This window comes from Stenotrophomonas sp. SORGH_AS_0321 (assembly GCF_031453215.1).
Classification (GTDB): Bacteria; Pseudomonadota; Gammaproteobacteria; order Xanthomonadales; family Xanthomonadaceae; genus Stenotrophomonas; species Stenotrophomonas chelatiphaga.
Genome location: NZ_JAVIZG010000001.1, coordinates 3,406,328 through 3,425,056 on the forward strand (window position 1 = coordinate 3,406,328; position 18,729 = coordinate 3,425,056).

At 67.4% G+C, this 18,729-nt stretch carries 15 protein-coding genes and 2 pseudogenes; 2 read left to right on the forward strand and 15 right to left on the reverse strand.

Features of this window, described 5'->3' with window-relative positions; translation table 11 throughout:
• The first annotated feature begins 3 nt into the window (after positions 1-3).
• Complete coding sequence (locus QE373_RS15385) at positions 4-444, forward strand: DUF721 domain-containing protein (protein WP_042613655.1); 441 nt, start codon at positions 4-6, stop codon at positions 442-444.
• Between the two features lie 274 nt (positions 445-718).
• On the opposite strand, the gene lpxC is transcribed toward QE373_RS15385, so the two are convergent.
• The 15 genes and pseudogenes from lpxC to mraZ all read right to left on the reverse strand — a co-directional run bounded on the left by lpxC (position 719) and on the right by mraZ (position 17,598).
• The gene (lpxC, locus tag QE373_RS15390; protein WP_309688111.1) at positions 719-1,630 is read right to left on the reverse strand and encodes a UDP-3-O-acyl-N-acetylglucosamine deacetylase; all 912 of its coding nucleotides are present in this window, start codon (positions 1,628-1,630) and stop codon (positions 719-721) included.
• Between the two features lie 218 nt (positions 1,631-1,848).
• On the reverse strand, positions 1,849-3,093 hold the full coding sequence (gene ftsZ / locus QE373_RS15395) for a cell division protein FtsZ (RefSeq protein WP_057507814.1): 1,245 nt from the start codon (positions 3,091-3,093) through the stop codon (positions 1,849-1,851).
• Positions 3,094-3,258: 165 nt separating this feature from the next.
• Complete coding sequence (gene ftsA, locus QE373_RS15400) at positions 3,259-4,494, reverse strand: cell division protein FtsA (protein ID WP_042613652.1); 1,236 nt, start codon at positions 4,492-4,494, stop codon at positions 3,259-3,261.
• Entirely contained in the window at positions 4,491-5,222 is a 732-nt protein-coding gene (locus QE373_RS15405; protein WP_057507813.1) for a cell division protein FtsQ/DivIB, read from the reverse strand. Before QE373_RS15405 ends, ftsA begins: the two co-directional genes overlap by 4 nt.
• Positions 5,219-6,197: pseudogene (locus QE373_RS15410) on the reverse strand (D-alanine--D-alanine ligase). Before QE373_RS15410 ends, QE373_RS15405 begins: the two are co-directional and overlap by 4 nt.
• Positions 6,194-7,630 carry a UDP-N-acetylmuramate--L-alanine ligase gene (gene murC / locus QE373_RS15415; protein WP_309688117.1) on the reverse strand — a complete coding sequence of 479 codons (1,437 nt, stop codon included), beginning with the start codon at positions 7,628-7,630 and terminating at the stop codon, positions 6,194-6,196. The pseudogene QE373_RS15410 and the gene murC overlap by 4 nt, the downstream one beginning before the upstream one ends.
• 43 nt (positions 7,631-7,673) lie before the next feature.
• On the reverse strand, positions 7,674-8,762 hold the full coding sequence (gene murG, locus QE373_RS15420; RefSeq protein WP_309688120.1) for an undecaprenyldiphospho-muramoylpentapeptide beta-N-acetylglucosaminyltransferase: 1,089 nt from the start codon (positions 8,760-8,762) through the stop codon (positions 7,674-7,676).
• Positions 8,759-10,105: a putative lipid II flippase FtsW gene (gene ftsW, locus QE373_RS15425; protein ID WP_057507809.1), complete on the reverse strand. Its 1,347-nt coding sequence runs from the start codon at positions 10,103-10,105 to the stop codon at positions 8,759-8,761. Before ftsW ends, murG begins: the two co-directional genes overlap by 4 nt.
• A pseudogene (gene mraY / locus QE373_RS15430) lies at positions 10,105-11,191 on the reverse strand (phospho-N-acetylmuramoyl-pentapeptide-transferase). Before mraY ends, ftsW begins: the two are co-directional and overlap by 1 nt.
• Positions 11,181-12,575 carry a UDP-N-acetylmuramoyl-tripeptide--D-alanyl-D-alanine ligase gene (gene murF / locus QE373_RS15435; RefSeq protein ID WP_309688124.1) on the reverse strand — a complete coding sequence of 465 codons (1,395 nt, stop codon included), beginning with the start codon at positions 12,573-12,575 and terminating at the stop codon, positions 11,181-11,183. Before murF ends, mraY begins: the two are co-directional and overlap by 11 nt.
• Entirely contained in the window at positions 12,572-14,062 is a 1,491-nt protein-coding gene (locus QE373_RS15440; protein ID WP_309688128.1) for a UDP-N-acetylmuramoyl-L-alanyl-D-glutamate--2,6-diaminopimelate ligase, read from the reverse strand. Before QE373_RS15440 ends, murF begins: the two co-directional genes overlap by 4 nt.
• The gene (locus QE373_RS15445) at positions 14,059-15,912 is read right to left on the reverse strand and encodes a penicillin-binding transpeptidase domain-containing protein (RefSeq protein ID WP_309688131.1); all 1,854 of its coding nucleotides are present in this window, start codon (positions 15,910-15,912) and stop codon (positions 14,059-14,061) included. Before QE373_RS15445 ends, QE373_RS15440 begins: the two co-directional genes overlap by 4 nt.
• A complete protein-coding gene (gene ftsL, locus QE373_RS15450) occupies positions 15,909-16,172 on the reverse strand; it encodes a cell division protein FtsL (RefSeq protein WP_042613642.1) in 264 nt (87 codons plus the stop codon). The genes QE373_RS15445 and ftsL overlap by 4 nt, the downstream gene beginning before the upstream one ends.
• A complete protein-coding gene (gene rsmH / locus QE373_RS15455) occupies positions 16,169-17,137 on the reverse strand; it encodes a 16S rRNA (cytosine(1402)-N(4))-methyltransferase RsmH (protein WP_309689858.1) in 969 nt (322 codons plus the stop codon). The genes ftsL and rsmH overlap by 4 nt, the downstream gene beginning before the upstream one ends.
• 14 nt (positions 17,138-17,151) lie before the next feature.
• On the reverse strand, positions 17,152-17,598 hold the full coding sequence (gene mraZ, locus QE373_RS15460; protein ID WP_042613641.1) for a division/cell wall cluster transcriptional repressor MraZ: 447 nt from the start codon (positions 17,596-17,598) through the stop codon (positions 17,152-17,154).
• Positions 17,599-17,922: 324 nt separating this feature from the next.
• Here mraZ and QE373_RS15465 point away from each other — a divergent pair, with 324 nt between their 5' ends.
• Complete coding sequence (locus tag QE373_RS15465) at positions 17,923-18,678, forward strand: NRDE family protein (RefSeq protein ID WP_309688134.1); 756 nt, start codon at positions 17,923-17,925, stop codon at positions 18,676-18,678.
• The last annotated feature ends 51 nt before the right edge of the window (positions 18,679-18,729 follow it).

Here is an 18,729-nt window from a genome sequence, read left to right on the forward strand (position 1 = left end):
TTCATGTCTGAGCCGAAATCCAGTACCCGTCCTGCCTCAGCACCGAAACCGGCACTGGATGCAGTCATGGGTGACAAGAGCGGGAACCCGCTGCGTCGTGCCTTGTGGCTCGATGCGTTGGACCTGCAGTTGCGCCCCCATCTGCCGCCCAGCCTGCGCAGCCATTGCCGGCTGGCCAACGTGAACGACGAGCACCTCGTTTTTCTCGTTGAATCTCCCGTGTGGCATGCCAAGGTGCGGCTTGCCGAAGCACAGTTGATCAACGCGGCCCGGTCCATCGGGCTGAAGGCCACCAAAGTGACCATCAAGACTGCGTCCCCCGCTCCACCACGCTCCCCAGCGATCGACAACCGGAATGGACCCCACGCAGTTTCAGCCGCCACGCACAAAGGGCTACGCGACGCCTTGGCTAGCCTCCAGGACACGAAACCGTCCAGGTCCTGATGACGGCGGAGCATCCGGCTCCGCTTCCCCGCGATGCCAACATTCCGTGGACGTGGCGTGAAACATTTGCGAGGACCGTGGGGCATCCTAACGGCGGATGGCCGATCAGTCGTTAGGGTTTTGTTATTTAAACGTTAAGTTCAGGCTTCCGACGGAACAGGTTCACAAACTGTGACGCGCTGAGCGCTTGGACGCGGCGCGTCACTCATTGCCGCGCCGCAAATGCAAACGCCGCCCGAAGGCGGCGTCAACGTGTTGAATATCAAGCCTTTTATCAGGCGTATGCCGGGGCGCCGTAAGCGACAGGTTCGGCTGCGGCAGGCGACTCGTAGCTCACCCACTCCCAGGCGGTGGCATCGGCCATCAGGGCCCGCACCAGCTTGTTGTTCAGTGCGTGCCCCGACTTGAACCCTTCATAGGCGCCCAGTACCTGACCACCGGCCAGGTAGAGATCGCCGATCGCGTCAAGGATCTTGTGACGGACGAACTCATCGGCGTAGCGCAGGCCGTCTTCGTTCAGCACGCGGAACTCGTCCAGCACGATGGCGTTGTCCATCGACCCGCCAAGGCCGAGGTTGCGCTCGCGCATGTATTCCAGGTCGCGCATGAAGCCGAACGTGCGCGCCCGGGAGATTTCCTTGGTGTAGGCCATGGTCGAGAACTCGATTTCCTGCCGCGACTGCTTGGCCGGGATCATCGGGTGGTCGAACTGGATGGTGAAGCCCAGCTTGTAGCCTTCATACGGGTCGAAGCGCGCGACCTTGTCGCCTTCGGTGACTTCGACGGTCTTCAGCACGCGGATGAAGCGCTTGGCCGCGTCCTGTTCGATGATGCCCGCCGACTGCAGCAGGAACACGAACGGACCGGACGAACCGTCCATGATCGGCAGTTCGGCCGACGACAGTTCGACGATGATGTTGTCCACACCGAGGCCGGCCAACGCCGACATCAGGTGTTCGACGGTCTGGATCTTGGCATCGTTGCAGGTCAGGCCGGTGCACAGGGTGACCTCGGTGACCAGCTCCGCCTTGGCCGGCACGTCGACCACCGGGTCCAGGTCCACGCGACGGAACACGATGCCATGGTTGACCGGTGCCGGGCGCAGGGTCATGTAGACCTTGTCACCACTGTGCAGGCCAACGCCGGTGGCACGGATCGTGTTCTTGAGGGTACGTTGCGGGATCATGGGGTGTGGCCAGGTGCATGCGGCGGGCCGCGATGGCCTGCCCAGGGGGTGGGACAGATTAACACGCGACCGCCCCTACCCCGGCTGAAGCCAGGCGGGTCACGGCGCGATGCAGGTGCAGCTCACGCATGACAGGGCGGCCGGGCCCATCCTGGCCCGGCGCCTGCAATGCAGGACATGGTGCTTGCCGCCGGGGAGGACAACCCCGGCGTCGGCGATCAGTCCGCCTGGCGGCGCAGGAACGCCGGGATGTCCAGGTAGTCGTTGGGCAGTTCGGCGGTCGGCGTGGTGGCGCTGCTGGACGCCGACGACGAGGGAGCCGAGGAGGTCGCAACGCTGTCGCTGCTTGCCCGACGCAGGCCCAGGCCCACGCCGCCGACGGCCTTGGACACGGCGTCGCCGCCGTTGTCGAAGTCGGAGAACTCCGGCTGGCCGGTGGTGGCGTTGCGGACCAGCTTGATCGGCGCACGCTCGCCCGGACGCTGGGTCTTGCCGGCAACGACGCGGTTCAGGCCGGTGGCGACCACGGTGACGCGTACTTCGTCCTGCATGTCCGGATCCAGCACGGTGCCGACCACGACGGTGGCGTCTTCCGATGCGAAGCCGTCGATGGTGCGGCCGATCTCGTCGAATTCGGCCATGGTGAAGTCCGCGCCGGCGGTGATGTTGACCAGGATGCCGTTGGCGCCGGCCAGGTTCACATCGTCCAGCAGCGGGTTCTGGATGGCCGATTCGGCCGCGGCCTGCGCGCGGTCATCGCCGCGGGCGGTGCCGGTGCCCATCATCGCCAGGCCCATTTCAGACATCACGGTGCGCACGTCGGCGAAGTCGACGTTGATCAGGCCCGGACGCACGATCAGGTCGGCGATGCCCTGCACGGCGCCCTGCAGCACGTCGTTGGCGGCACGGAAGGCCTGGATCATGGTGGCGTTGCGGCCCAGCACGGTGATCAGCTTTTCGTTCGGGATGGTGATCAGCGAGTCGCAATGCTGGCTCAGCTCCTCGATGCCCTTCAGCGCGACCTGCATGCGGCGACGGCCTTCGAACGGGAACGGCTTGGTGACCACGGCCACGGTCAGGATGCCCATTTCCTTTGCCAGCTGTGCCACCACCGGCGCAGCGCCGGTACCGGTGCCGCCGCCCATGCCGGCGGTGATGAAGACCATGTCCGCACCCTGCAGCGCGTCCATGATGCGTTCGCGGTCTTCCAGCGCGGCCTGGCGGCCGACTTCCGGATTGGCGCCAGCGCCCAGGCCCTTGGTGACGTTGGTGCCCAGCTGCAGCTGCAGCTTCGCACCGCAGTTCTTGATGGCCTGCGAATCGGTGTTGGCGGTGATGAATTCCACCCCGTCCACCGCAGAGTTGACCATGTGCGCCACGGCGTTGCCGCCGCCGCCGCCCACGCCAACGACCTTGATCACCGCATTGGGTGCCATCTTTTCGATCAGTTCAAAATGCGCCATGTCCGTGTCCTCGGTTGTATCCGCTTCCTTTGGCATGTTGCGGGGGAGGCATCCTGCCTTCCGCTGCATGCCGCCGTTGCGGCTGTAGTGGTGTGTTGTTGCGATGTGTTGCGGTGTTGCGGTGTTGCGTCTCAAAGCAGCCGGCCGGGGCCGGCATTGCCGCGGTCAGAACTCGCCGCGGAACCACGTTTTCAGTTTCTTGAACATGCTTCCCGCGCGCCCGGCCGGCAGTGACGGCCGGCGCGGATGCTCGATCTGGCTGCCCATCAGCAGCAGGCCGACGCCGGTCGCGTGGACGGGGTTGCCGACCACTTCGCCCAGCCCGGTGACGTGCTGCGGAATGCCCACGCGTACCGGCATCTGCAGCATTTCCTCGGCCAGTTCGACCACGCCTTCCATCTTCGAAGCACCGCCGGTGAGCACCATGCCGGCGCGCACCAGTTCTTCGAAGCCGGAACGGCGCAGTTCGGCCTGCACCATTTCAAAGATTTCTTCGTAACGCCCCTGCACGGCCTGGGCGAGTGCATGGCGCGGCATGCGGCGCGGCGGGCGGTCACCGACGCTCGGCACCTGGATGCTTTCCTCGGCGGTGGCCAGCTGGGCCAGCGCACAGGCGTAACGCACCTTGATCTGCTCCGCTTCCGGGGTCGGCGTGCGCAGCATGTGGGCGATGTCATTGGTGACGTGGTCGCCGGCAATCGGCAGCGAGGCGGTGTGGCAGATCGCGCCCTGCACGAACACTGCGATGTCGGTGGTGCCGGCGCCCATGTCGACCAGCACCACGCCCAGCTCGCGCTCGTCGGCGGTCAGCACCGCCACGCTGGACGCCAGCGAGGACAACACCAGGTCGTCCACCTGCAGGCCGCAGCGCTGCACGCACTTGCTGATGTTGGCCGCGGCCGACTGCGCGCACACCACCAGGTGCGCATGCACCTCCAGGCGCACGCCGGTCATGCCGACGGGGTTGCGGATGCCTTCCTGCGAATCATCCAGCACGTACTCGCGCGGGATCGCATGCAGGATCTTCTGGTCGGCCGGAATCGCCACTGCCTTGGCCGCATCGAGCACGCGATCCAGGTCGCCCCAGGTCACTTCGCCGTCGCGGATCGGCACGATGCCGGGCGAGTTCTTGCACTGCACGTGGTTGCCGGAGATCGAGGCGTACACCGAACGGATCTCGCAGCCGGCCATCAGCTCGGCTTCTTCCACCGCCCGCTGGATCGACTGCACCGTCGATTCGATGTCCACCACCACGCCGCGCTTGAGGCCACGCGATTCGTGCGATCCGATGCCGATCACCTCGATCGGGTTGCCCGGCGAGTACTCACCCACCAGCGCCACCACCTTGGAGGTGCCGATGTCGAGGCCGACGATCAACGATTTGTCACCCTTGCGATTCATGTCCTGTCCTGCGTTTTCTTCGGCGCTGCGGCCGGCGGTTCACCCCAGCTGAGGGTGAAGCCATTGGTGTATCGGAGGTCGGCGCGCTCGATCGGCGCGGCCTGGCTGGCCAACTGCGGCAACACACGTACATAGCGCTGCAGGCGCGAACGCGCATCGTCGCGCCCCACCACCACTTCGGTGCCGTTGCTCAGCAGCAGCGACCAGCTGCCACGCGCGTCCATGCTCAGCCGGGTCACGTCCAGCCCGGACGGGGCGAACATCGAACGCGCCTCGTTGTACAGCGTCACCACTTCTTCGGTCTGGCTGTCCGGGCCATCCAGCTGCGGCAGCTGCAGGTCGGCCAGCTTCTTCGGCGTGGGGAACAGCTTGCCCTGCTCGGACAGCAGGCGATCGTTGCCCCAGCGCGCGAACGGCTTGTGTTCGACCAGCGTCACTTCCAGCACGTCCGGCCACTGCTTGCGCACGCGGGCGCTTTCCACCCACGGCAGGCGCTCGATGCTGTCCTGGGCGTCCTGCAGGCGCACCGCGAAGAAGCCGGCGTGCGCATACGGCAGCAGTACCTTCTGCAGCTGTTCGGCCGGCACCCGCTTGAACTCACCGTGCACGCGCAGCTTGGCCAGCGGCCAGCGTTCGGCGCCCACCCAGCCGTTGAGCACGGCCACCACGGGCAGTGCCACCACGGACAGGGCGATCAGCCAGACGAAGATGCGCAGCACCGCGTTCATGCGTGGCGATTCTCCTGCGACGGGTCGGCCAGGGTCTGTTCCAGCACGCGCCAGACCAGCTCTTCGAAACCCAATACCGGCCTGCCCGGCCGCCTTGGGCACCAGCGAATGGCTGGTCATGCCCGGGGCGGTATTCACTTCCAGCAGGAACAGGCGGCCGGTGCTGCGGTCACGCATCACGTCCACCCGGCCCCAGCCGCGGCAGCCGGCGGCGCGGAAGGCGGCCAGCGCGAGGTGCCGGATGGCCTCTTCGTCGGCGCCATCCAGGCCCGGGCACAGGTACTGGGTGTCGTCGGCCTTGTACTTGGCGTCGTAGTCGTACCACTGGCCTTTCGGCACGATGCGGATCGACGGCAGCGCGACATCGCCGAGGATGCCGACGGTGAGCTCGTCGCCGACCACCATCTGTTCCATCAGCAGCTGGCCGTCGTAGCGGGTGGCCAGCGCCACCGCTTCGTCCAGGCCGGCGTCGTCGAAGACCCGGCTGATGCCGACGCTGGAGCCTTCGTTGGCCGGCTTGACCACCACCGGCAGGCCCAGCTCGGCGGCCTGCGCATGCACGTCTGCTGCGGTCACCTTGCGGTACTGCGGGGTGGGCAGTCCGACCGACAGCCACACCTGCTTGGTGCGGATCTTGTCCATGCTCAACGCCGAACCCAGCACGTCAGAGCCGGTGTACGGCACGCCGAAGGCTTCCAGCAAGCCCTGCACGATACCGTCCTCGCCCCCGCCGTTGTGGCCGTGCAGGATGTTGAACACACGATCGACCTCGCCGGCGACCAGCGCCCTGGACAGCGCCGGGATGCCATCGATGGCGAACGCGTTCACCCCGCGCGCCTGCAGCGCCTCGAGCACGTTGCGGCCGGAATCCAGCGACACTTCACGTTCGCTGGAGGTGCCGCCGAGCAGCACGCCGACCCGACCGAAGTCGGCCGGATCGCTGCTGCGCGGCGCCGGGAAAGTAAAGCCGCTCATGCCTGGCCCTCCACGCTGAAGCCTTCGGTGGCGATCTGCTGTGCCACCGCGCCGATGTCACCTGCGCCCATCATCAGCAGCAGGTCACCGTCCTGCAGTACATCGGGCAGCACGTGTGCCAGCTCGGCGGCCTTGCCGACCACCACCGGTTCACCACGGCCGCGCGCGCGGATGGCGCGCGCCAGCGCTTCGGAGTCGGCACCGGCGATCGGTTCTTCGCCGGCCGGGTAGACCTCGCTCAGCACCAGCGCATCGACGCTGGACAGCACCGCGGCGAACTTGTCGAACTGGTCGCGGGTACGGCTGTAGCGGTGCGGCTGGAAGGCCACCACCAGGCGCTTGTCGGCCCAGCCACCGCGGGCGGCGGCGAACACCGCCTCCAGCTCGCTGGGATGGTGTCCGTAATCATCGATGACCTGGACCCTGGCGCCGCTGGCGGTGGTGACTTCACCCAGGTCGTTGAAGCGGCGACCGACGCCGGCGAAGCTTTCCAGCGCGCGCGCGATGGCATCCGGGGCCACGCCCAGCTGCCAGCCGACCGCGGCGGCGGCCAGCGCGTTGAGCACGTTGTGCCTGCCCGGCAGGGCCAGCAGCACTTCCTGGCTGGTGCCCTGCGGCAGGCGCAGGGTGAAGCGCATCCGCGCCTCTTCCTGCACCACGTTCTCGGCGCGCACGTCGGCGTGGTCGCTGAGGCCGTAGCTCATCACGTGGCGCGGCGTCTTCGCCGCCAGCGCGGCCACTTCCGGGTCATCGATGCACAGCACGGCCAGGCCGTAGAACGGCAGCCGCTGCAGGAATTCGGCGAACGCTGCCTGCACCCGGGCAAAGTCGTTGCCGTAGTTTTCCAGGTGGTCGGCATCGATGTTGGTGATGATCGACATCAGCGGATTCAGGCGCAGGAAGCTGCCATCGCTTTCGTCGGCCTCGGCGACCAGCCACTGGCCACTGCCCAGCTTGGCGTTGGCTCCAGCCGCCAGCAGCTGGCCACCGATGACGAAGGTCGGATCCAGTCCACCTTCGCTCAGCACCGCCGCGGTGAGGCTGGTGGTGGTGGTCTTGCCGTGCGTGCCCGCCACCGCGATGCCGCGGCGGAAGCGCATCAGTTCGGCCAGCATGGCCGCGCGCGGCATGATCGGGATGCGCTGGCTGCGCGCTTCCATCAGCTCCGGGTTGTCTTCGCGGATCGCGCTGGACACCACCACGCAGTCGGTGCCGAGCACGTTGGCAGCGGAGTGGCCGCGCATGATGCGCGCGCCGAGGCCGGCCAGGCGACGGGTCGCGGTGTTGTCGGCGTTGTCCGAACCGGACACTTCATAGCCCAGCGTCAGCATCACTTCGGCGATGCCGCTCATGCCGGTGCCACCGATGCCGACGAAATGCACGCGCGGGAACGCGCGCACCAGGTCGTTGGTGTCGTGCAGGCGGCGGATCATGCGCAGCTCCGCGTGGTGTCGGCGCGGTGGCGCGGCACGTTGTTCATACAGCTTCCTCGAGGATGATATCGGCGATGCGCTCTGCGGCATCGACCTTGGCCAGCGCACGTGCGGCTTTCGCCATCTGCATGCGGCGGGCGGGATTTTCGGATAGTTCACGCAACAGTGACGTGATGCCGGTCACCAGCGCGTCGCCCTGCTTCAACAGCACGGCGGCATCGCGCTCGACCAGATACTCGGCATTGCGGGTCTGGTGGTCGTCGACGGCGGCCGGGAACGGCACCAGCACGCTGCCCACGCCGACCGCGCACAGCTCGGCCAGGGTGGAAGCACCGGAACGGCAGACCACCACATCCGCCCAAGCGAAGGCGTCGGCCATGTCGGCGATGAAGGGGGTGATTTCTGCCTCGACAGCGGCCTTGGCGTACGCATCCATGGCTTCGCCGTGCATCTTTTCGCCGCTCTGGTGGCGCACCGTCACCGGATACGCTGCACCCAGCGCGGCGATCGCCTGCGGCACGCCGGTGTTGAGTGCGCGCGCGCCCTGGCTGCCGCCCACCACCAGCACGCGCAGCGGACCGCTGCGGCCGGCGAAGCGCTGTTCGGGCGGCGCGATGGCAGCGATCTCGGCACGCACCGGGTTGCCAACGGCTTCTTCGCGGGCGGCGAAGCTGCCGGGAAAACCGGTCAGCACGCGCTGCGCGAAGCGCGACAGGAAGCGGTTGGTCATGCCGGGGGCACGGTTCTGTTCGTGTACCAGCAGTGGCAGGCCATGCAGGCGCGCGGCCAGGCCGCCGGGTCCGGAGGCATAACCGCCGAATGCAATCACCGCGCGCGGATGGCGGTCACGCAGGATGAAGCCAGCCTGGCGGATCGCGCGCAGCAGTCGCCACGGCGCGCCCAGCAGGGCCAGCTTGCCCTTGCCGCGCAGGCCAGCGATGTCCAGGGTGTCGATCGGCACGTCATGCTGCGGCACCAGGCGCGTTTCCATCTGGCCCGCGGCGCCCAGCCAGGTCACCGGGATGCCGCGTTCGCGCAGCACGCGGGCCACGGCCAGTCCCGGGAAGATGTGGCCGCCGGTGCCACCGGCCAGGATCATCACCGGGCGATCGGCAGAAGCGCGCGCGCTCATGACAGCCTCCCGAAGGTCGGTTCGATGCGCGTCTGCAGGCGGCTGGTGCCACGCGGAGCGGTGTCCTGCGCCGGTGCGTCCGCGCTCGTCTGCTGGCGGCTGGCGACGTTGGCCACGCGCCCCGGAACGGCGGCGGGCGCGGCGCCGGCCGGTGCGCGCACCACGTCCTCGCTGGCATCGTCGCCACCGCCCATGCGCACCGCGTGGCGGCGCTCGGCGCGGTCCAGTTCATAGGACACGCGCAGCAGCAGGCCCATCGCCACGCAGGTCATCAGCACGCTGGAACCGCCCGACGAGATCAACGGCAGGGTCAGGCCCTTGGTCGGCAGGATGCCCAGGTTGACGCCGATCGACACGAAGCTCTGCATGCTGATCCACAGCCCGATGCCGAAGGCGATGTAGCCGGAGAAGTGCCGCTTCATTTCCACGCAGCGCATGCCCAGCCACATCGTGCGCCCCACCAGCAGCGCATACAGCGCCACGATCAGGCAGGTGCCGATGAAGCCCAGCTCTTCGGCGGTCACCGAGAAGATGAAATCGGTATGGGCTTCAGGCAGGTAGTACAGCTTCTGCACCGAATTGCCCAGGCCGACGCCGGTCCACTCGCCGCGGCCCACGGCCATCAGCGCGTTGGACAGCTGGTAGCCGTCGCCCTGCTGGTCGGCCCACGGATCCAGGAACGAGGTGATGCGGCGCATGCGGTAGGGTTCGAAGATCGCCAGCGCGGTCATGCCGATCATGCCGAAGATGATCGGCATGGACATGCGCGGCATGTTGACCCCGCCCAGCACCAACATGCCAGCGGTGATCGCCAGCAGCAGGGTGGACGAGCCGAAGTCGGGCTGCAGCAGCATCAGCACCACCAGCGCACCGGCCACGCCGAGCGGCTTGAGCATCGCCGGCCAGGTGGCGTTGACTTCATCGCGGAAGCGCACCAGGTAGCTGGACAGCCACACGATGTACAGCACCTTGACCGCTTCGACGGTCTGGAACTTGGAGACGCCGAGGTTGATCCAGCGCCGGGCGCCGTTGACGCTGCTGCCGAGGCCGGGGATGAACACCACGATCAGCAGCGCGAAGCAGCCCAGCAGCAGCAACTGGTTGTACTGCTCGATGGTTTTCAGTTCGGTGCGCATGGCCAGCCCGGCCAGCACGATGCCCACCGCCAGGAAAATCAAGTGGCGGTTGAGGTAGTAGAACGGGCTGCTCATCAGCGCGATCGAACTGGACGCGACCATCACCACGCCCAGCCCGGTCAGCGCGATGATCGCGCCGAGCAGCCACTTGTCGAAGTGGCCTCCGATGGCTTCAAGGCGTGTTGCCTGGCGCGACAGGTCATTCATCAGCGCACCTTCAACGTGGCCAGGCCGACCAGCACCAGCACCACCGAGATGATCCAGAAGCGCACGATCACGCGCGGCTCCGGCCAGCCCTTCAGTTCGAAGTGGTGGTGGATGGGGGCCATGCGGAACACCCGCTTGCCGGTAAGCTTGAACGAGGCGACCTGGATCATCACCGACAGCGTCTCGACCACGAACACGCCGCCCATGATCACCAGCACCAGCTCCTGGCGCACGATCACCGCGATGGTGCCCAACACCGCACCCAACGCCAGCGCGCCGATGTCACCCATGAACACCATGGCCGGATAGGTGTTGAACCACAGGAAGCCCAGACCGGCGCCGGCGATCGCCGCGCAGATGATCACCAGCTCGCCCGCCCCCGGGATCTGCGGGATCTGCAGGTAGTTGGAGAACACCACGTTGCCCGATGCGTAGGCGAACACGCCCAGCGCGCACGCCACCAGCACGGTCGGCATGATCGCCAGGCCATCCAGGCCGTCGGTCAGGTTGACCGCGTTGGAAAAGCCGACGATCCAGAAATAGGCGATGGCCACGAAGCTGATGCCGGCCAGCGGCAGCGCCACCGACTTGAACATCGGGATGTAGAAGGTGAGCGCGGACGGCACGTCGGCGGTGAAGTACAGGAACAGGCCCGCGGCCAGGCCGAAGATCGACTGCAGCAGGTATTTTGTAGCGCGACTTCAGGCCGTTCGGGTCGCGGCGCACGATCTTGATCCAATCGTCGTACCAGCCGATGGCACCGAAGCAGATCATCACCGCCAGTACCAGCCACACGTAGCGGTTGCTCAGGTCGGCCCAGGCCAGCACGGCCAGGGTGACGGTGAGCAGGATCAGCGAGCCGCCCATGGTCGGCGTGCCGGCCTTGGCGAAGTGGGTCTGCGGGCCATCGGTGCGGATCGGCTGGCCGCCCTTGAACTGGGCCAGCCGGCGGATCACCGCGGGGCCCATCCACAGCGACAGGAACAGCGCCGTCAGCGCCGCCAGGATGGCGCGGAACGTCTGGTAGTTGAACAGCCCGAACGAGCTCTCCAGCTGCTGCAACCATCGAGCCAGTTCATACAACATGGGGGGCTTCCTCTCCTTGCGCGAGCAGCGCTTTCACGATCTTGTCCATGGCGCTGCCACGGGATCCCTTGACCAGGCAGCGCACGCCGGCCTGCAGGTCGTCCTGCAGCGCGCGCGCCAGCGCGTCATGGGTTTCGAAATGTCGTCCACCGTCGCCGAATGCAGCCGACGCGGCAGCGCTGAGCGGACCCAGCGTATACAGGCGCTTGATGCCGCCCTGGCGCGCGCGTTGGCCGGCCTGCGCATGCAGTGCCACCGCGTCCGGGCCGAGTTCGCGCATGTCGCCCAGCACCAGCCAGCCATCCTGGCCGCTGCCGGCGAGGGCATCGATGGCCGCCGCCAGCGAGCCGGGATTGGCGTTGTAGCTGTCATCCACCAGCACCGCGCCATTGGGCAGGCGATGGGCAATCTGGCGGCCCGGCACCGGTTCGGTGACCGCCAGCGCGGCCACGATCTGCTGCAGCGGGATACCCGCCGCCAGCGCCAGCGCGGTGGCTGCCAGCGCATTGCCGATGTTGTGGCGGCCCGGCAACGGCAGCGATACCGACGCCTCGCCGGCCGGCGTGTGCAGCACGAAGTGGCTGCCAGCGGCGTCGAAGCGGATCGCCGATGCGCTCACGTCCGCGCTGTGGTCCAGGCTGAAACGCAGCACGCCGCAACGCGGCGGGGTACCGATGAAATGCTGTTCGAACCACGGTGCGAAGGCGTCGTCGGCGTTGATCACCGCTACGCCATCGGCCGGCAGCGCGGCGTAGATCGCACCCTTGGTGCTGGCCACGCCCTGCAGGCTGCCCATCCGCTCCAGGTGCGCGGCGGCGATGTTGTTCACCAGCGACCAGCGCGGACGCACGATGTCGGTCAGGTAGGCGATGTCGCCGGGCTTGCCGGCGCCCATTTCATAGACAGCGAAATCCGCATCTTCCGGCGCGGCGATCACCGCCAGCGGCAGGCCGATCTCGTTGTTGAAGTTGCCCGGATTGGCATACACCACCTTGTGCGCGGCCTGCGCATGCTGGCGCAGGATATCCAGCAGCAGGGTCTTCACGCTGGTCTTGCCGTTGCTGCCGGTGATGGCGAACACGCCGGCGCTGCGATCGCGCTGCATGCCGGCGGCGATGCGGGCCAGCGCCAGCTCGCTGTCGGCGACCAGCACCTGCGGCAGGTTCAGCGGCAGCAGGCGCTCGACCAGCAGCGCACTCGCGCCGCGCGCCTGCGCATCGGTGCCGAAATCATGCCCGTCGAAGCGCTCGCCGCGCAACGCCACGTACAGGCTGCCGGAGCTCATCTGCCGGGTGTCATTGCTGATGGCATCGATGGCGACGTCGTCGCCATGGATTTCGCCACCGGCCCAATGCGCGATCAGCGAAAGCAGGGTGCGCCTCATGCCACGCCCTCCACGTGTGCACGTGACGCCAACGCTGCCGCAGCCACGTCGGTGTCATCGAAGGCGTGGCGGACGCCGTTGATCTCCTGGTAGGGCTCATGGCCCTTGCCGGCGATCAGCACGATATCGCCTTCGCCTGCCGCGGCAACAGCCGCAGCGATGGCACGCGCGCGGTCGCGCTGCACGTGCACCGCCGAAAGATCACTGAAACCGGCCAGGATGTCGGCCACGATGCGGTCACCGTCTTCACCGCGCGGGTTGTCGTCGGTCACCGTCACCCGGTCGGCGAGGCGTTCGGCGATCGCCGCCATCTGCGGGCGCTTGCCGGCATCACGCTCGCCGCCGCAGCCGAACACGCAGGCCAACTGGCCGGCGACATGGCCGCGCAGGCTGGACAACGCCTGTTCCAGGGCATCCGGGGTATGCGCGTAATCGATGACCACGGTGGGCTCGCCCACCGCGCCGCCGAGGCGGTTCATCCGCCCATGGATCGGCTGCAGCTGGCCAAGCACCGCCGCGATGGTGGCCAGCGGATGGCCCAGCGCATGCAGGGTGCCTGCCACGGCCAGCAGGTTGTCCACGTTGAAGCGACCAAGCAGCGGCGATCTCACCTCTGCGGTGTCGTTCGCGATCTGCAGGGTGAACGCCAGGCCCTGCCCGTCCAGCACGATGTCGCGCGCGCGTACGGCAGCGCCGGCGGCATCGCGCGAACTCACGCCGATCGCCTGCTGGCCGGCCGGCAGGCGCGCATGCAGCACGCGGCCGAAGGCATCGTCGAGGTTGACCACCGATGCACGCAGGCCCGGGCGGTGGAACAACCGCTCCTTCGCCGCGCCATAGGTGTCCATGTCGCCGTGGTAATCCAGGTGGTCGCGGGTGAGGTTGGTGAACACCGCCACGTCGTAGTGCACGGCATCGACGCGGCCCTGGTCCAGCGCGTGCGAGCTGACTTCCATCGCCACCGCCTGCGCGCCGGCGTCACGCAGCTCGGCCAGCAGCGCATGCATCTGCAGCACCAGCGGGGTGGTGAAGCCGGTCGGCTGCACAGCGCCGAACAGCCCGGCGCCCAGCGTGCCGATGCTGCCGCTGCGGGTGCCCAGCAGGTGCCAGGCCTGGGCCAGCAGCTGCACGGTGGAGGTCTTGCCGTTGGTGCCGGTCACCCCGACCATGCGCATCGCGCGCGATGGTGCGCCGTGGAACTGGTCGGCCATCGCGCCCATGCGCGCGCGCAGCCCGGGCACAGCGATGGCATCGGCCGGTGCGGGCAGCTCCTGCGGCGCAGGGGGTTCGAACAGGATCGCCGACGCACCGGCGCCACGCGCCTGGTCGACGAAACCGAGGCCATGCGCGCCGAAGCCGGCGATGGCCACGAACGCATCGCCGGCACGCACCGCGCGGCTGTCCATCACCAGCCCGGTGATGGTCACCTCGCGGCCGCCCAGGGCGACATCGGGAAGCAGGGTCGAAAGCAGCATGCTACGGCTCATTGCGTGCCTCCCGTCGGTGCGGGGGCAGGCGCGGGGGCCTGCGCGGCGGTCGGCAGCGCGGCGTCGAATTCAGCAGCGGCATCGGCCGGCAACACCACGTCCGCCGGCGGCGTCGGCAGCACCGAGGCCGAATGCCCGGTCTTGCCCGACTGCTGCGCGGTCAACCAGGACTGGATGTCATCCGGCGGCACGTCCATCAGGCGCAGCGCGCCGTCCATGACGTTGTGGAACACCGGCGCCGACACCAGGCCGCCGTAATACTTGCCCGCCTGCGGATCATTGATGACGATCACCGTGGCGAAGCGCGGGTTGCTGGCCGGCACCACGCCGGCGAACAGCGCGTTGTAATGGCCGCGTTCGTAACCACCGGGGCCGGCCTTGCGTGCGGTACCGGTCTTGCCGGCCACGTGGTAACCCAGCACCGCCGCCTGCTTGGCACCGCCCTGGGTGACCACGGTTTCCATCATCGCCACCACTTCCTTGGCGACTTCCGGATCGACCACCTGGCGCGCTTCGTTGTGCTGGCCCTTGACGAAGGTCGGCGGGATCAGCTTGCCGCCGTTGCCCAGCGCCGAATACGCCGTGGCGATCTGCAGCGGGGTCACCGACAGGCCGTAGCCATAGGACATGGTGGTCTTGGACGAACCACTCCAGCGCGCCGGGCGCGGCAGCACGCCACCGGATTCACCGGGGAAGCCGCTGCCGGGACGGCTGCCGTAGCCGAAGTTGTGCACCGAATCGTAGAACACCTGGTCGGTCATCTTGGCCACGACCTTGGCCGCGCCGACGTTCGAACTGCGGGTGATCACGCCGGTGACGTTGAGCACGCCGTTGTTACGCGGCACGTCGCGGATGGTGTACCGCCCCAGCGACATGTAGCCGGGGTTGGTGTCGATGATGGTGTCCTTGGTGACCACGCCGGCCTGCAGCGCGGACGCAATCGTCAGCGGCTTCATCGTCGAGCCCGGCTCGACCAGATCGGTCACCGCGCGGTTGCGGCGCGTGTCCGGCACCGCGCCATCGAGCGAGTTCGGGTTGTAGGTGGGCAGGTTGACCATCGCCAGCACTTCACCGGTGGCCACGTCCATGATCACGATCGAACCGCCCGCCGCCTTGTTGGCAACCAGCGCATTGCGCAGTTCGCGGTAGGCCAGGAACTGAATCCGGCGATCGATGCTCAGGGTCAGGTCCTTGCCCGGCGTGGCGGCGCGCAGCAGATCGCTTTCCACCGTTTCGCCCTTGCGGTTGCGGATCACCCGCTTGGCACCGGCTTCGCCGCGCAGCCATTCGTCGAAGGCCAGCTCCAGTCCTTCCTGGCCGCGGTCGTCGATGTTGGTGAAGCCGAGCACGTGCGCCATCGCTTCGCCCTGCGGATAGAAGCGGCGGAACTCGCGCTGCGCGGCAACGCCGGGAATCTTCAGCGCGACCACTTTTTCCGCATCGTCCGGGTTGATGCGTCGACGCAGGTACATGAACTCCTTGTCCGCCTTCTGGCTCAGGCGGCTGCTCAGGTCGTCCACCGAAAGGCCCAGCGCGGTCGCCAGCTCCGGAATGCGATCCGGCGTGCGCAGCAGTTCCTGCGGGTTGACCCAGATCGAAGCGACCGGGGTGGAGACCGCCACCGGCTCGCCGTTGCGGTCGGTGATCATCCCGCGCGAGGTCTTGATCGGCAGCTCGCGCAGGTAGCGCGCCTCGCCCTGGCGCTGGTAGAAGTCGCTGTTGATCAACTGCACGTACGCGGCACGACCGACCAGCGACACCGAACACAGGCCAAGCGCCAACGCCACCCAGCGCAGGCGCTGGCGCAGGTTGAAGGCGTTGCGGGGACGGTTGCGGCCGGTCTTGTTCATGGACGGACCACCACCACGTCGGCGGCTTCCGGGAACTTCATGCCGAGTTTTTCACGCGCCACCTGGTCGACCCGGTTGGCCTCGGCCAGGGTCGCCTGTTCCAGCTGCAACCGGCCGAATTCGATGTTCAGCTCATCGCGCACGCGCTCGGCGCGGGCCAGCTCGATGAAGGTCTGGCGATGGCGATGGCGCACGAACACCACCCCGATCGCCGAAGCGACCGTGCAGGCCAGCAGCACGATCAGGATCAACCGGCTCATCCGGCGACCTCACGCTTCTGCGCCACGCGCAGCACCGCACTGCGGGCGCGCGGGTTGCCGGACAGTTCGTCGTCGTTGGCCTTGATGGCACCGCCGATCAGGTCCAGCGTAGGCACGAACACCTGCTGTTCGGGCAGGCGACGGTTGCTCGGAGGCGCTTTGGCCAACCGGTTCATGTACTGCTTGACGATGCGGTCTTCCAGCGAATGGAAGCTGATCACGGCCAGCCGGCCACCGGGCTTGAGCCGTTCCAGCGCCGCATCCAGCCCGGCCTCGAGGTCGGCCAGTTCGCGGTTGATGTGGATGCGGATCGCCTGGAAGCTGCGGGTCGCGGGATGAATCTTGTCCTTGCCACGCGGCATCACCGAAGCGATGGCATCGGCCAGTTCGGCGGTGCGGGTGAAAGCCTGCTTCTGCCGGCGGGCGACCAGGGCGCGCGCGATGCGGCGGCTCTGGCGCTCTTCGCCATAGGTCCACAGCACGTCGGCGATTTCGGTGTCGTCGGCGCGCGCCAGCCACTGCGCCGCGCTTTCACCGCTGTCCGGGTCCATCCGCATGTCCAGCGGACCGTCCTTGCCGAAGCTGAAACCGCGCTCGGCAACGTCCAGCTGCGGCGAAGACACCCCGAGGTCGAACAGCACCCCGTCCAGGCCGGCGGCGGTTGCGTCCCACTGCAGCAACTGGGCGAAGCTGCCACGGAAAATCGACACGCGCGGGTCCGGCGCGAAGTCGCGCTCGGCCACCGCGATGGCGTCCGGGTCCTTGTCCATGACCAGCAGCCGGCCACCCGCGCCGAGCTGCTCCAGCACGCCACGCGCATGACCGCCGCGGCCGAACGTGCCGTCCAGGTAGGTTCCGTTTTCGATCACCCTCAGGCCGTCAAGGACCTGGGTGTACAGCACCGGCAGATGACCCGCCGGCGACTGCGACACCGGGAGGTGACCGGTCTGCGCTGCTCCGCGCACCCGGGCACCCCGGCTCACAATTTCAGGTCGAGAAGCCCATCGCCCAGATCCTCGTCAGACAACGTCTGCTGGATCAATGCGCGGTGTGCCTGCTCGCTCCACAGTTCAAATTTGTCACCCATGCCCAGCAATACCGCCTTTTTTTCGATGCCCACCGCGCCGCGGTGGCTGGCGGGGATGCTGATGCGGCCATTGCCGTCCAGCTCCAGATGTGCGGCCGAACCGACCAGTTTCTGCTGCAGCAGGCGCACCACCCGCTGCGTGTTCGGCTTGGCCATGACGTCGTCACGGACACGCTCCCACTCCGATTCGGCGTACAGCCACAGGCAGCCGGATTCAAAGGGGTTGTAGGTCAGGACCAGGCGGTTGTTGCTCACGCGCGCGACCAGGTCGCGATGAACGGTTGGAACCGCCATGCGCCCTTTATCGTCAACTGTGATGGCCGTCTCGCCCTGAAACACGACGCGTGCACCTTTCCTTCAGCGTGATGAAACATTGAACCACGAAAAACCACAAAAGACCCGGTTTTCCCTCTGTTGCCCACCTTATCAGCGGTCAAAGGGTTGTCAACAACTTTTGGAACAGGAAATCGCCTGTCTCATCAATAGCTTGCAGCGATCTTTAGAGACTTGTTCAAGGCTTATCCACAAGTGGCTGTTTCGTCTCAAATTTTGAGATTTCGGCGAAGTTCAGGGGTGTGCAGAGGGCGTGAAACCTCCGCCTCGCATTCATTGATCGTGCGGATTGCGTAGCGGGCAACTGCGCAAAACAGGACAATGGAACGCATGTGCCTGCTTGCTTTGGCCTGGCTTCACCACCCGCGCTGGCGCCTGGTGATGGCCGGCAACCGCGATGAGTTCCACGCCCGGCCGACCGCGCCGCTGTCACGCTGGGCCGACGCGCCGCAGGTGATGGGCGGGCGCGACCTGCGTTCAGGCGGTGGATGGACAGGCGTCGGTGCGGGCGCGCGGATGGCGGTGGTGACCAATGTCCGCGATCCGCTGGCCTCGCAGGCCGGGCCGTCACGCGGCGCGCTGGTCGCCGAGTACCTGCGCGGCAGCGCAGCGGCTGGCGTGCACGCCGACCGGCTCTCGCGCGTGGCCGCGACGTACGCCCCGTTCAACCTGCTGCTGGCAGACGCGCAGGCCCTGCACTTCCTCGGCAACCACCCGGCCGAACAGCAACAGCTGGCACCCGGTATCCACGGCCTGTCCAACGGCGCGCTCGACGCACCGTGGCCGAAGACGCAACGGCTGATGGACGCGCTGGGCACGTGGATCCATACCGGCACGTCGTCGCTGGAGCCCTTGTGGACGGCATTGGCCGATGAACACCGGCCGGCCGATGCCGACCTTCCGGACACCGGGATCGGACAGGAACGGGAACGCTGGCTCAGCCCGGCCTTCATCCGCGGCGACGATTACGGCACCCGCGCCAGCACCCTGATCCTCATCGACCATGACGGCCGGGGTGCGATCCACGAACGACGGTTCGGGCCGCAGGGCGTTGCCTTGGGCCAGGATCAGCTCAGTTTCCAATAACGCATCTGGGTCCAGAGCCCCGTTTGGTAAAAGGGGACGCGCCGACAGGCG